Annotated in this window: 11 protein-coding genes and 1 tRNA gene; 10 read left to right on the top strand and 2 right to left on the bottom strand. The window is 40.5% G+C overall.

The features are described from left to right. Window positions 1-33: 33 nt before the first annotated feature. On the bottom strand, window positions 34-1,023 hold the full coding sequence (cas1f, locus tag AC21OG_RS01400) for a type I-F CRISPR-associated endonuclease Cas1f (RefSeq protein WP_487377505.1): 990 nt from the start codon (window positions 1,021-1,023) through the stop codon (window positions 34-36). A gap of 521 nt (window positions 1,024-1,544) precedes the next feature. Further along, window positions 1,545-1,621: transfer RNA gene (locus AC21OG_RS01395), tRNA-Arg, on the bottom strand. A 575-nt stretch (window positions 1,622-2,196) separates the two neighbouring features. Between AC21OG_RS01395 and AC21OG_RS01390 the strand changes: the two genes are divergently transcribed. The 10 genes from AC21OG_RS01390 to AC21OG_RS01345 all read left to right on the top strand — a co-directional run bounded on the left by AC21OG_RS01390 (window position 2,197) and on the right by AC21OG_RS01345 (window position 13,469). After that, window positions 2,197-2,865 carry a c-type cytochrome gene (locus AC21OG_RS01390; protein WP_487377503.1) on the top strand — a complete coding sequence of 223 codons (669 nt, stop codon included), beginning with the start codon at window positions 2,197-2,199 and terminating at the stop codon, window positions 2,863-2,865. 310 nt (window positions 2,866-3,175) lie between these two features. Next, a complete protein-coding gene (locus tag AC21OG_RS01385; RefSeq protein WP_486547292.1) occupies window positions 3,176-4,153 on the top strand; it encodes an ABC transporter ATP-binding protein in 978 nt (325 codons plus the stop codon). 71 nt (window positions 4,154-4,224) lie between these two features. Then, window positions 4,225-4,980: an ABC transporter permease gene (locus AC21OG_RS01380; protein ID WP_487377615.1), complete on the top strand. Its 756-nt coding sequence runs from the start codon at window positions 4,225-4,227 to the stop codon at window positions 4,978-4,980. 40 nt (window positions 4,981-5,020) lie between these two features. After that, window positions 5,021-5,989 carry an NADPH-dependent 7-cyano-7-deazaguanine reductase gene (locus AC21OG_RS01375; protein WP_487377501.1) on the top strand — a complete coding sequence of 323 codons (969 nt, stop codon included), beginning with the start codon at window positions 5,021-5,023 and terminating at the stop codon, window positions 5,987-5,989. Between the two features lie 1,376 nt (window positions 5,990-7,365). Further along, window positions 7,366-9,081 (top strand): acetolactate synthase 3 large subunit, encoded by a 1,716-nt coding sequence (locus AC21OG_RS01370; RefSeq protein WP_487377614.1) that lies wholly within the window; start codon window positions 7,366-7,368, stop codon window positions 9,079-9,081. After that, on the top strand, window positions 9,081-9,575 hold the full coding sequence (ilvN, locus tag AC21OG_RS01365) for an acetolactate synthase small subunit (protein WP_486547290.1): 495 nt from the start codon (window positions 9,081-9,083) through the stop codon (window positions 9,573-9,575). The genes AC21OG_RS01370 and ilvN overlap by 1 nt, the downstream gene beginning before the upstream one ends. A gap of 185 nt (window positions 9,576-9,760) precedes the next feature. After that, entirely contained in the window at window positions 9,761-10,777 is a 1,017-nt protein-coding gene (ilvC, locus tag AC21OG_RS01360; protein WP_487377500.1) for a ketol-acid reductoisomerase, read from the top strand. A gap of 55 nt (window positions 10,778-10,832) precedes the next feature. Continuing rightward, window positions 10,833-11,390 carry a hypothetical protein gene (locus AC21OG_RS01355; RefSeq protein WP_487377499.1) on the top strand — a complete coding sequence of 186 codons (558 nt, stop codon included), beginning with the start codon at window positions 10,833-10,835 and terminating at the stop codon, window positions 11,388-11,390. Window positions 11,391-11,884: 494 nt separating this feature from the next. After that, entirely contained in the window at window positions 11,885-12,100 is a 216-nt protein-coding gene (locus AC21OG_RS01350) for a cold-shock protein (protein ID WP_007394029.1), read from the top strand. Between the two features lie 619 nt (window positions 12,101-12,719). Next, on the top strand, window positions 12,720-13,469 hold the full coding sequence (locus AC21OG_RS01345; protein ID WP_486547287.1) for an electron transfer flavoprotein subunit beta/FixA family protein: 750 nt from the start codon (window positions 12,720-12,722) through the stop codon (window positions 13,467-13,469). Window positions 13,470-13,476: the final 7 nt, after the last annotated feature.

The raw sequence follows: 13,476 nt of genomic DNA, 5'->3' as shown, positions 1-13,476 counted from the left end.
CTAAGTCTATGTTTTAGAGTTAACATTAAACGCCTAGTCCCAATCCGTCTTCAACGCCAACGCCTTAACCACCTCAAACATCTCATCAAGCGCTCCATACTGAGTGAAATAATTGAGGCATTCTTGTCGAAATTCCTGCTCGCTTAAGTTCTCACTGGCACAGATAAACGCCAGCGGTAACACCAACGCATCTTTGACAATATCGGCAATATCAAACACCAATGCGCCGCGGCGAGTCTTGCCATGCATGACCGCAAAGCCATGCGGAATACCGAGTACCCAAGCGGTGGTAGCGCCCAAGCCGTACGCCAAATAGTTGCCGTGATTTAGAAACCCATTGGCTTTATCAATACCCTCATGATCGCGTGTGAAACCACTATATTCTGTATTTTGTGCTGCCAATTTATACAGCGCTTTTGTTAAGCGAGCCTCCAGTTGCAGTAGATGCATAGCACTATCTTGCAACATGATTTGACGTTTATGCTCATCCAGCAAGCTTGCGATATGTGCGTTGTTACTGTCGAAGCCATGCTGTTTGAAGTCCTTGTCACGTCGCCATACTGAGCGTAAAAACTCTATACGAGCGACTTGCATGATTTGAGCCGCTTGTAAGCGTTTGTCATCATCCCACCACCATTGCATCCATCCTTGGATATATTCGGTGGGTCGGTACTCGCTTTGAGGCGTCATCAATTCGACAAACACTTCACGATCATTGCCCATAAATAAAGGCGTGCCACCACCACCGCAAAAGCCTACCAACACACCCGCTTGGGATAGTAGACGCATGGCGGCATTAGTAATGGAGGTGCCTGTACCGAGTAGGAGAGAGGTGGTATTGGCAATAGGGATATTAAAGTAAAGGTTGGCTTTGTCTTCTTCAGTAAGGTATAGCACACGTCCGTCTTTTTGCATCACACGGCAATGTGACAAGTAATAGATATTGGCCCGTTTTGAGTGCAGGATGGTCTTTAAATCGGAGGATGTAAAGCTGTTATCAGTGTAAGCATTGGTCTGTGGCATGTCTTTCCTTAACATAAGTATAGTCGTAGGCAAACTAAAGAGCGACAGCGTTAACCTCACTAAGCCTACTTGCGTAGTACTTGCGCTCGGTTGCCTTGTATCATATTTAGTTGCTGATGACGATAAAGCACGTTTTGGTCACGTTTTAGTGATGCTTTCATCATAAGGAATGCAGAATAAGTAAGCAATACTGAAGATACTGTTAAGCGACAATGAGTGTCGTTTTATGTAGGATTTTGAAAGGGTACTTTGTGAACGTGATGTTAGATAAGAGGGGGGTATAATAAAGGGAGACGAAAGCGAACAGATGAAAACTCTTGGATTCTATGTTTAAATAGATCTATCTTTTAAGTTGTTTGTTTAAACTTTAGATTAAGATATATACAACATTTTAGAAGGGTTACTCGGTAATGATGAGAGTATGCTAGGTAATGACAAGTTACTTTAGGATAATAAGATGCTGATAAATAAAGGCTTGAGAATCTTTGAGGTAATGAAGGGTAATGTTGAAAGTACGATGATGGTGCGCTTGGCGGGAATCGAACCCACGACCCTCGGCTTCGGAGGCCGATACTCTATCCAACTGAGCTACAAGCGCATGTTTATAAAGCTAAAAACGAGCTGATTTAACATGTAGACTACTTGAAATATCAAACTGCTGAACTTTTTTAATAGTACGTCAAAATAGAACGGCCTATTAAGCAAATTGATTAAGTATTCTATTCATCTAAAAAAGCTTGTTGATATTGCTCAATAGATCTATTGAATCAGTAACCTGTTTTAAGCAGGCTAGTTTAGCAAAAATGACCCAAAAAACCAATGGTATCGCTGATTATAAATGACAAGTAAGGAGTAAATTTGATACATTAGCGCCTGACAGATGAAAGATAAGCATAATATTGGTAACTATGACGACAATTATTGTGGCATATAAGAAAGCTGTATATAAGTACTGCAAACAATCATTTGTCGATATAGTCACTATTCAATCATGGCTTTTAGTCCCCTTTTACCCTTATAATATTAGGGAAAAGAATTTTATACTGTTTTAATTGTGATACGCTAAAATAATTCAATCAAACATACTCGACTATTTAAGCTTGCTTAGCCATTATTGCCAAATTAACAGCAACAGAAGCTTAAGTATGTCGCTCTAAAAAGAGATTGTGACGCATGAAAAAAATCGTGATGTTAACCGCCGCCGCTATTCTTGGTTTATCAGGTATATCTTTAAGCCAAGCTGAAGACGTCATTGATCCAGCCGCTGCTACTACTGAGGCAACAGCAGATGCGACCACGCAAGCCACCAGTGACACGAACACTATGGATGTGGCTGCCGGCGCAGAAGCAACAGATGCGGCTGCTGATGGTGCGACAAAAGCCACAGAAGCCACAGAAGATGGTGCCGAGGTAGCAGCTGCGCCAGCTAAGCCGGCTGAACCAGAACCAATCCCTGAAGACACGCCTCAGGTCAAAAAACTTGTCGCTTTATATCCACAACTTGTCGAACGTATCAGCCCCTATGCCAAAGTTTGTTTTGAAGGGGATGAGAACTGTGATATTACCTTAACAGCGTCTGCCGGTGCTTCTGCTGATGGTAAACCACGTGAGGGTAAAGCGGTATTTGATGCGATTTGTCATACCTGTCACGCAGCCGGTATTGCTGGTGCGCCTAAAGTGGGTGATGCTGGTGCTTGGGGTCCTCGTATCGCGAAAGGTAAAGAGACTCTTTATAACCATGCTATCAATGGCTTTAATGCGATGCCAGCTAGAGGTGGTGCCGATATCCCTGATGAAGAAGTTCATAACGCCGTAGACTATATGGTGAGTCAATCAAGCTAATACTTAAGATAGATTAGTATTTATTTTAAGCCATATCTTGACTAATATTGGCTAATAAATACAACCATCTATACCCATCTAGGTCTTACAATGTGATGTAATAAGCCTAGTAAAATAGAGACTAAGCTGTTGATTTTATTAAAACGCTTACCAACCGGTGAGCGTTTTTTTGTGATGTGAATGAAGTCTCGTATAAAGTGAATTCAACATCTCGTCAAACATCAAGATTAGGATAACTGGCTTTAAATATCTTGTTTTACACCCATATAAGGCTTATTGACTTTCATTCGACTAATTTATATGTGATTCTATGACTAATACAACGCCAACGGCAAGTCCTGCCTTACAAGTTCATAACCTCTCTAAAATATACGGCAACGGATTTGCCGCGCTAAAAAATGTCAATCTTACGGTACCTCAAGGGGGCTTCTTTGCACTACTAGGGCCAAATGGTGCCGGGAAATCGACCATGATTGGTATCATAAGCTCTTTGTTTAAGCCTACCGAGGGCAGTGTCAAGATTTTTGGTACTGATTTACTTGAAAATCCGTCTATTGCTAAGCAGTATCTGGGTGTCGTCCCGCAAGAGTTTAACTTTAATCAGTTTGAAAAAGTCGAAGATATTCTGATTACGCAGGCTGGTTACTTTGGGATACCTGCCAAAGACTCGAAGCCACGAGCTAAGAAGTTACTCACGTCATTGGGGCTTTGGGATAAACGTAACAATAAGGCACGTGAGCTATCAGGCGGGATGAAGCGACGATTAATGATTGCCAGAGCATTAATTCATAAGCCAAAGCTGTTAATACTTGATGAGCCGACAGCTGGGGTGGATATTGAGCTGCGCCGATCGATGTGGGAGTTTATGCAGCAAATAAATGAGGAAGAAAATACCACGATTATTTTAACCACTCATTATTTGGAAGAAGCAGAACAATTGTGTCGCTATATCGCTATTTTAGATCATGGCGAAATTCGTATTAATACTGAGATGAAAGAGTTATTGGGTCAATTGTCAATTGAAACCTTCGTATTAGATCTTGAAAAGCCCGTCAGTCATAACATTGAACTTACTGGCGTGACCGGTATAGTGCAAACAGATCCTCAAACTATCGAGGTGACGCTGACAGAAAGTGAGTCGCTAAATAAGGTGTTTGAGCAGTTAAATCAGATGGGTATCGAAGTGGCCAGTATGCGTAATAAAGCCAACCGTTTGGAGGAGCTGTTTATGCGTTTGGTAGAGCAAGGCGTGGCGAATAAAGACAGTATGAGGGAGGCTGGACTATGACTGATATCAATAATCAAACGACTAAGGCTGTTAGGCATCATCATAATGATGGCTTAACCGTCGCACAAAGAATGATCGCCTTTCGGACTATCGTTATTAAGGAAGTGCGTCGTATTCTACGAATTTGGCCACAGACCTTACTGCCCCCTGTCATTACCATGAGCTTGTACTTTGTGATATTTGGTAAGATGATCGGCTCACGAGTCGGGGACATGGGCGGTGTGCCTTATATGCAGTTTATTGTGCCGGGTCTTATCATGATGTCGGTCATTACCAATAGCTACTCGAATGTCGTATCGAGCTTTTTTAGTGCCAAATTCACCTCAAGTATTGAAGAGCTGTTGGTGTCACCAGTGTCCAAGCACTCCATCCTACTGGGCTATGTCAGCGGTGGGGTATTCCGTGGCTTGATGATTGCGCTGATTGTATCAATCGTGGCTCAGTTCTTTACCAGTCTTGGGGTAGAGCACATCTTCGTGATGTTATTTACGGTATTAGGGACGTCTATTTTATTTTCTTTGGGTGGCTTTATTAATGCGGTTTTTGCACGCTCTTTTGATGATATCTCTATTATTCCAAGCTTTGTGTTAACCCCTTTGACTTATTTGGGCGGGGTATTTTACTCATTAGAAAACCTATCGCCATTTTGGCAAAACGTGTCTTTATTAAATCCAATTGTGTATATGGTCAACTCGTTTCGCTTTGGTATTTTGGGCTATTCTGATGTCAATGTATGGTATTCGATGGCAGCAATATTTGTATTTTGTGTGATCTTTTACACTATTGCCTATCGCCTACTTGATAACGGGTCACGTTTACGTTTGTAGTTTAAGTCAGTATTTTGTCAAAATTTGAAAGGAAAATGTCATGAGTATCCATGGTGTCTTAGGGGAAACGACCAGCTATCCCAAAACCTACCAACCAGATACCTTATATGCGATTCCAAGGGCATTGGGTCGTCAACATATTGGATGGCAAGCTGATAAACTTGCCATCGGCGTAGACTGGTGGCATGCGTTTGAGGTATCGTGGTTAACGCCTCAAGGGTTGTCTCAAGTGGCGATTGCGCGCTTTGCTATTCCGGCAAGCTCACCTAACATTGTCGAATCCAAGTCGCTTAAGCTTTATTTAAATAGCTTAAATTTTACAGAGTTTGCCAGTTGGGAAAGTGTGCAGCAGACCATTGCAAAGGACTTATCGGACTGTGTGGGCGCAAAGGTCGATGTTGAGCTCTTCGAGGTAGCACCTTTAGACCAAGAGAGTCATCCATCATGTGATAGCGCCGATTCTGGCTTTCTCGTTTCTCAGCCGCTAGGTCAGTGTCTTGATAATGCCTTACAACATTCTACGGTCAAAATTGAGTTGGTCGAGCATCCTGATGCTACTTTATTAAAAGGTCAACAATTAAAAGACAGCTCATCAACAGGCAACCAATTAAAAGACAGCCCAGTTAAAGAAAGCCTGCAATCAAATATGAATAACCAAATTGAGAGTGCTGACAACATTGTGACGCATCATCAGTATTATTCCAACTTACTGCGCAGCAACTGTCCAGTGACCAATCAGCCCGATTGGGGGACACTTGCTATCGACATGACGACAGCTGAGCCAGTGCATGATGCCAATTTATTACACTATATTTTAAGTTTCCGTCAGCACAATGGCTTTCATGAGCAGTGTGTAGAGCAAATATTTGCGGACCTTAGTCAAGCTTTTAACCCCTCTAAGCTGATGGTCAGAGCATGGTATACGCGCCGTGGTGGCATCGATATTAATCCCTGCAGAGTCAGTGATCCAAGCTTGTTACCTGCGCCAAGCCGTTTGGTACGTCAGTAATAACGCTAACGGCTAATAGCTAGCGTATCTTTTCTATTTTTTGACAGCATGTTATTAAGGTTACGTCTATATTTAGCCTAAGTTTAGTCCACGTGTCGTATATGATTAGTTTACTTGAACAATGGCATTAATCGGTTATATTTTACCCGCTTATTGTCTTTTGTTAACAAGATAAAGCAAGATATATGAGCTGAAATTAGAAATGATGACTATTGGTTAGTTAGTTTATTAAATTTATTTTGTTGACAACGGCGCCAAAACATCCGATTATAGGACTTTGATTAGTCGGTTATCTCACTTACCGAGTTAGGTAGCTATAAAGTTGCCACTATCGCAGGATTACCATCCGCTTTAGGTTGGCCTCTTTAAATGTGATGAATTAGGCAGTATTTTTTATTAACTGCCAATAATTCTGGGACTTATCGGTCTACAGCGACTAAGTAATCAATCTGAAATATTTGTGCATGACAGTTTATGTCACAAGTGGATTCGGATTGCAGGGTATCAAAGTAAGAGTAAAAGGTATCAGATTGAGTCATTTGATCTGTCCCTTTTTTAACCCGATTTGGATGTTTAATGTGACGTTTTGGCGGTTATTTTAGCCAATCAATCCCACACATCGATCTTGTTAACGTCTTAATCCCTATTTTTACTTATCTATTTTCTATCTATTTGTCTAGTGTCCTACATTCTTACTCTTAGTAAGGTTTAGCTTAACTGGATTGACTCATAAAACTTTATATGACGTTACATGGTTAACTCATATTTGTATTTATAGTGAAGCAGTAGCAAAAATAGTATAGTCCTCAAATAGTATTAAAAGTCACTGTAACCGTAAGCGCTCATATCACATGGCTAATGCCTGATGGTATTTTTTGCCATGCCTGAAGGGTTATTAAAAAATATGGCATTAACGAATTAAAAATGTTTAAAATTAGAATTTGTGTGGCATTAAAAGTAGGTAATAACTTACTTATTTATTAATCTAACTGGTTGATGATTCAAGCAATTATCAACTTAATTAGTCATTAAATGAGTTAGTAACCGAGTCGCTACAGCGTTAAAGTCTGATAACGGCTACCTGTACTTTTAACACCACTCGATATATTAGGCGTATACACGAAGTATGCTTTGCTAACCCGCAATTTTTATTAATGTCTTTGGTTTATCAGATCTAAAAATGGTTTATCCGTTTTAAGGTCACACAAACACTAAAGATGAGATAAGAGCCTTAATAACATCCCGCAATACAAAAGGTGATGACAGTGACCCAAACAACCCAAAGCCCTAATATGACAGGGCATACTCAATCAGCGCACGCTGCCATTAATTTTGGTAAGAAGCGTGAACTTTTAGAAAATGGCGAGGGGCCAATAATGCTCTCTGGCGGCGAAATGCTTGTCCAGTCTTTAATTGATGAAGGCGTTGAGTATATTTTTGGTTACCCCGGTGGCGCCGTGTTGCATATATATGATGCAATTTTCAAACAAGACACTATTGAGCATTTGTTGGTGCGTCATGAGCAAGCTGCCGGTCACATGGCGGATGCTTATTCACGGAGAACGGGAAAGCCTGGTGTGGTACTTGCCACGTCAGGTCCAGGCGCGACCAATACAGTGACCGCCATCGCTACAGCATTTATGGACTCTATTCCGATGGTCGTCATTTCAGGTCAGGTACCAAGATACCTTATCGGTGATGATGCGTTTCAAGAGACAGATATGGTCGGGGTATCACGTCCAATCGTGAAACACAGTTTCCAAGTGCGTCATGCTAGTGAGATTCCATCGATAGTTAAAAAAGCGTTTTATATTGCACAGTCTGGTCGTCCAGGTCCGGTTGTGATCGATATTCCTAAAGACACCACAGCCCCGCATGAGAAGTTTGAATACAACTATCCTAAGTCGGTTAATATTCGCTCGTACCAGCCTTCGGTTAAAGGTCACAGTGGTCAGATTAAAAAAGCAGTAGAAGCCCTATTATCTGCTAAGCGTCCTATTTTATATTCAGGCGGTGGTGTTATTTTGGGTAATGCCCATGAAGAGCTGAGACAATTGGCACATCAGTTAAATCTGCCGGTGACCAATACGCTAATGGGATTGGGTGCTTTTCCAGGGTCAGACCGTCAGTTCTTAGGTATGCTAGGTATGCACGGTACTTATGAAGCCAATATGACGATGCACCATGCAGATGTCATTATGGCGGTTGGCGCACGCTTTGATGACCGCGTGACCAACAATGTGCAAAAGTTCTGTCCTAATGCCACTATTATTCATATTGATATTGATCCGGCGTCTATTTCAAAGACTATCATGGCGGATATCCCCATTGTCGGTGATGTCAAGTCCGTGTTGAGTGACATATTGGGCTTGCTTGATGGTGAAGATAAACAGCTCGATCAGCCAGCATTACTTGATTGGTGGTCACAAATTAATGAATGGCGTAAGCGTCATGGTCTACGATATGACACCAATACCGATGAAGGCATTAAGCCGCAAACCGTCGTTGAAAAATTGTATGAGATCACTGAAGGTAAAGCGATTATTACCAGCGATGTGGGACAGCATCAGATGTTTGCTGCCTTATATTACAAATATGATGAACCTCGCCAGTGGCTAAACTCTGGTGGTTTAGGAACAATGGGCGTTGGTCTGCCTTATGCGATGGCCGCCAAATTGGTTGAGCCTGAGCGTGATGTGGTCTGTATTACCGGTGAAGGCTCTATTCAGATGAATATCCAAGAGCTATCTACCTGTTTCCAATATGGGTTGCCGGTTAAGATTTTGTGCATAAATAATGCTCAGCTTGGTATGGTAAAACAATGGCAAGATATGTTGTATGATGGCCGTCATGCCTCGTCTTATATGGAGTCCTTGCCTGATTTTGTTAAGCTTGCTGAAAGTTATGGTCATGTGGGTGTCAAAATCACAGATCCTGACAAGTTAGAGGCGCAGCTTGCTGAAGCACTTGCTATGAAGGATAAGCTGGTATTTATTGACGTCTATGTTGATCGCCACGAGCATGTGTATCCTATGCAAGTAGCCGGTCAGTCTATGCGCGATATGTGGTTATCAAAAGGGGAGCGTACCTAATGCAACAACATCTAATCTCTGTACTAATGGAAAACGAAGCTGGGTCGCTATCACGCCTTGTTGGACTATTTTCACAACGTGGCTACAATATTGAGACGTTGAACGTTGCGCCAACAGAAGATCAGTCTATTTCTCGGTTAACATTGACGACCAATGCAAGCTCCGAAAAGATTGAGCAAATCACGAAACATTTGCACAAGCTTATCGAAGTCGTTAAAGTGATTAACTTAACGGACAATGGTCATGTTGAGCGTGAGTTGATGCTTATTAAAGTACGTGCCACAGGCAGTGCCCGTGATGAAGTGAAGCGCAGTGCAGACATCTTTCGGGCTCAAGTCGTTGACGTGACCTCCAATCTTTACACCATACAGATTGTGGGCGATCAAGAAAAGCTTGACGGGTTTATCGAGGTTATCGGTCGCGATCGTATTTTGGAAGTAGTCCGCTCTGGTGTTATCGGTATCCTTCGTGGAGAGCGTACGCTTAGCGTCTAAACTATAAAAGAGCTTATGTCATAGGTTAAAGCCAGTTTTTTTAACAGGCGACATCATAAAGCCAAGACACTGGATTTATAAAATAGTTTAATAATAAAGTATTTTTCATTAAATTTTTAAGTTAATTATCAACATATATTATTACTAACCACACTCATTAAGAGTATATAAAAAAGGACTAAATTATGAACGTTTATTACGATAAAGATTGTGACTTATCTATCATTCAAGGTAAAAAATTAGCCATTATTGGTTACGGTTCACAAGGTCATGCCCATGCGCTAAACCTAAAAGACTCTGGTGTTGACGTGACGGTTGGTCTACGTGCCGGTTCAGGCTCTTGGAAGAAAGCAGAAAATGCAGGCCTTAATGTGGCAGAAGTGGCAGATGCAGTACAAGCTGCTGATATTGTCATGATCTTAACGCCGGATGAGTTCCAAAAAGCGTTATACGAAGATGTGATTGAGCCAAATATTAAACAAGGTGCAACCCTTGCCTTCGCTCATGGCTTTGCTATCCACTATAACCAAGTGGTGCCGCGTAAAGATTTAGATGTGATCATGGTTGCACCAAAAGCGCCAGGTCATACTGTCCGCTCTGAATTTACCAAAGGCGGTGGTATTCCCGATTTAATCGCTATCTATCAAGATGCCTCTGGTCAAGCGAAGCAAGTTGCCTTATCTTATGCAGCCGGTGTCGGCGGTGGTCGTTCAGGTATTATTGAGACTACGTTCAAAGATGAGACAGAAACTGACTTATTTGGTGAGCAAGCTGTCCTGTGCGGTGGTGCTGTTGAGCTGGTTAAAATGGGCTTTGAGACCTTAACTGAAGCCGGCTATGCGCCAGAAATGGCTTACTTTGAGTGTTTACATGAGCTGAAGCTTATCGTTGACTTAATGTATGAGGGCGGTATCGCTGATATGAACTACTCTATCAGTAACAATGCTGAATATGGTGAATACGTCACTGGTCCTGAAGTGATCAATGAGCAGTCTCGAGAAGCCATGCGCAATGCGTTAAAACGTATCCAGTCTGGTGAATATGCTAAGATGTTTATCTCTGAGGGCGCGACAAATTATCCTTCAATGACAGCTCGTCGTCGTAATAATGCTGATCATGAGATTGAGAAGACAGGTGCTAAGCTTCGCGCAATGATGCCATGGATCGGTAGTAGCAAAATCATTGATAAAGATAAAAACTAATACTGTATAAGGCTCATATAGAGAATTGATAGGTTATACTTACTAAATAAGTTCAATGGCTATCAATAAAGGTCCATGTGTCAACAGACGTGTGGACCTTTTAATTTTGCTTTGTATGGATGCTTGGCATCTGTTCCGTCTTAAAATATACTCAATTGGAAAACGTTATACTATGGATACCCAGTGGCTTACTCAGATTAATCCGCAAACTACCTATGTTTTTTTAAGTGCTGTCGTTGCTGTATTAATAGGAATAGAAGGGCAGATCTTAAGAAGAAACCAAGGTAAAATGCCCACATCGAAATTCTTCAAAATATCGACTATTATCGGTACGATATGGGTTTTCATCTCAATATCAGTCATTTATTTTTACGATTTTAAGCCATTATATTTGGTGGTACCTGTGGTCTATCTCATTTATACAGTGTCAGGTTGGGTATATGGCAGTCGTTTATTAAAACGTCAAGGCCTGCCTGATAAACCCGACAACTTAGTGATTCCTAAGTCTTATATTGCTTTTAGTCAGTCTTTTTCTGTGGTCTACTTTGCCCTATGTGTGCTGGTATTAGCATCCTCTTATATACCTAATATAGCTTTTATATCAACGTCCTAGAAATATACAGGGTGAAAATAGTGGTCTTTTACTTTTAAAATAGGGTATTGCACCCTATGAAACTTAGTCAGTAAGAGAGTTATAAAATCCCACTATTTATGCTGAGGTAATGGCGTTTTTAAAGACTCAATTTTACGCCTAGTAAAATTAAATAATATAATGCTTCATAAATAACAATATAAGTTACATCAAAATAACTAAAAGATAAGATATTAGTATGACATGTGCTATAAAGCTGTTATACTAACCCATAGTAAGTAAGTTACTTTTTGATTAGCTAGCTCGTTAAATAATTAGCACGCTACTAATTCAAACATGACTGCAATTAATTGTAGATGTGTATTTAAAGTTTTTATTTATTAGAGTGAAGATTAGTCAACATTCTAATCGGTAATACTCGATTTACGCTTTCTACAGAAGCAACACACACAAAATAGTTGCCAAGTTAAAAGCATCATGACTAAAGTTAAATCAATTTTATATTAGGAAAAGTTATGTCAGAACGTGTTCAAGGTACTGTTAAGTGGTTCAACGAAGCTAAAGGTTTTGGTTTCATCGCACAAGACGATGGCGGTCAAGACGTATTTGCTCATTACAGTGCTATTCAAGGTAGTGGCTTCAAAACTCTAGCTGAAGGTCAAAAAGTTACTTTCGTTTTAGGTCAAGGCCAAAAAGGTCCACAAGCTGAACAAATCGAATCTGCTGAATAATTTGTTGTAGCTTAAATTCTACAATTGATGCTTATCTTCTATAAAGAAGATGGTATCTTAAAAAGACAACCTTTAGGTTGTCTTTTTTTTATCTTAAATTTTAGCTGCAATTTCTATTCAATGACTACTATTCAATGATTCGGTTAAATATTACTTACTGTAGAGTCACTAACCTCTTATTTTTATTTGAATGTCAAATGACTAAATTTGAGTTAAGTTATGTCTCTATCATTTGAAGAAAAAATTTATGACCCTTTATTCACGGCAATGGCTTGACCTAATTGGGTTGGTCACGCAATATAATAGACTTTAATAATTAATCTTTATTTATATTGGCAGCATTGCAAAAAAATGGTTGTTATAGATGTAGATGCGGTGTCTTTCTGAACTGGTAGACGGTGAGCTAGTGAAATATTAGCTAGTTTGATAAAGGCACTTTCATAAAAAAATAACCAGACGATAATCTGTTAATTAAATCCTACAAATTGTTATATATATTATCCATTATATTGGCTAAGATGTATAAGAATTAATTCCGACGTGTTTAGTAAGATTATTTATATTGCTAGCACTACATTGTTCATTTTAAAAATTCATAACATAAATAAACGAGGAACGTATGAAAGCATTAGTCGCTGTTAAGCGTGTGATTGACTATAACGTAAAAGTTCGCGTTAAAGCTGATAATTCTGGCGTTGATCTTAGCAACACTAAGATGTCTATCAACCCATTTTGTGAGATTGCTGTAGAAGAGGCGGTACGCTTAAAAGAAGCGGGCGTTGTGGATGAAGTTATCGTTGCCTCAATTGGACCTAAAGAAGCTCAAGAACAAATTCGTGCGGCATTAGCGTTGGGTGCAGACCGTGGCGTCTTGGTAGAAACGAGTGATAAGCCATATCCTCTACAAGTTGCTAAAATCCTTAAAGGGATTGTAGAGCAAGAAGGTACTGATATTATCCTATTGGGTAAACAAGCTATCGATGACGATAATAACCAGACTGGTCAAATGCTTGCTGCGTTAATGGGTATTGGTCAAGGTACGTTTGCTTCAGAAGTTAAGGTTGAAGGCGATAAAGTCAACGTGACTCGTGAAATCGATGGTGGTTTACAAACGGTCGAGTTACCTCTACCTGCGGTGATCACCACTGACTTACGTTTAAACGAACCACGTTATGCTAAGCTTCCTAACATCATGAAAGCTAAGAAGAAGCCTCTTGATACAAAGTCACCTGCTGACTTTGGTGTTGAGATGGGTTCTAAGCAAGAAATCATCAAAGTAACCCCACCACCTGAGCGTTCTGCCGGTGTGAAAGTAGGGTCGGTTGATGAGCTAATCGACAAATTAAGAAATGAAGCAAAAGTCATTTAATTGATGA

The sequence above is a fragment of the Psychrobacter sp. CX5 genome (genome assembly GCF_057621535.2).
This window is presented reverse-complemented; position numbering and strand designations above follow the sequence as displayed.

Bases quoted from the DNA above. Each gene is read 5' to 3' on its own strand.
- AC21OG_RS01345 (WP_486547287.1), top strand. From the start codon at position 12,720: ATGAAAGCATTAGTCGCTGTTAAGCGTGTGATTGACTATAACGTAAAA.
- AC21OG_RS01350 (WP_007394029.1), top strand. From the start codon at position 11,885: ATGTCAGAACGTGTTCAAGGTACTGTTAAGTGGTTCAACGAAGCTAAA.
- AC21OG_RS01375 (WP_487377501.1), top strand. From the start codon at position 5,021: ATGAGTATCCATGGTGTCTTAGGGGAAACGACCAGCTATCCCAAAACC.
- AC21OG_RS01385 (WP_486547292.1), top strand. From the start codon at position 3,176: ATGACTAATACAACGCCAACGGCAAGTCCTGCCTTACAAGTTCATAAC.
- ilvN (WP_486547290.1), top strand. From the start codon at position 9,081: ATGCAACAACATCTAATCTCTGTACTAATGGAAAACGAAGCTGGGTCG.
- AC21OG_RS01370 (WP_487377614.1), top strand. From the start codon at position 7,366: ATGCTCTCTGGCGGCGAAATGCTTGTCCAGTCTTTAATTGATGAAGGC.
- AC21OG_RS01380 (WP_487377615.1), top strand. From the start codon at position 4,225: ATGATCGCCTTTCGGACTATCGTTATTAAGGAAGTGCGTCGTATTCTA.
- ilvC (WP_487377500.1), top strand. From the start codon at position 9,761: ATGAACGTTTATTACGATAAAGATTGTGACTTATCTATCATTCAAGGT.
- cas1f (WP_487377505.1), bottom strand. From the start codon at position 1,023: ATGCCACAGACCAATGCTTACACTGATAACAGCTTTACATCCTCCGAT.
- AC21OG_RS01390 (WP_487377503.1), top strand. From the start codon at position 2,197: ATGAAAAAAATCGTGATGTTAACCGCCGCCGCTATTCTTGGTTTATCA.
- AC21OG_RS01355 (WP_487377499.1), top strand. From the start codon at position 10,833: ATGGCTATCAATAAAGGTCCATGTGTCAACAGACGTGTGGACCTTTTA.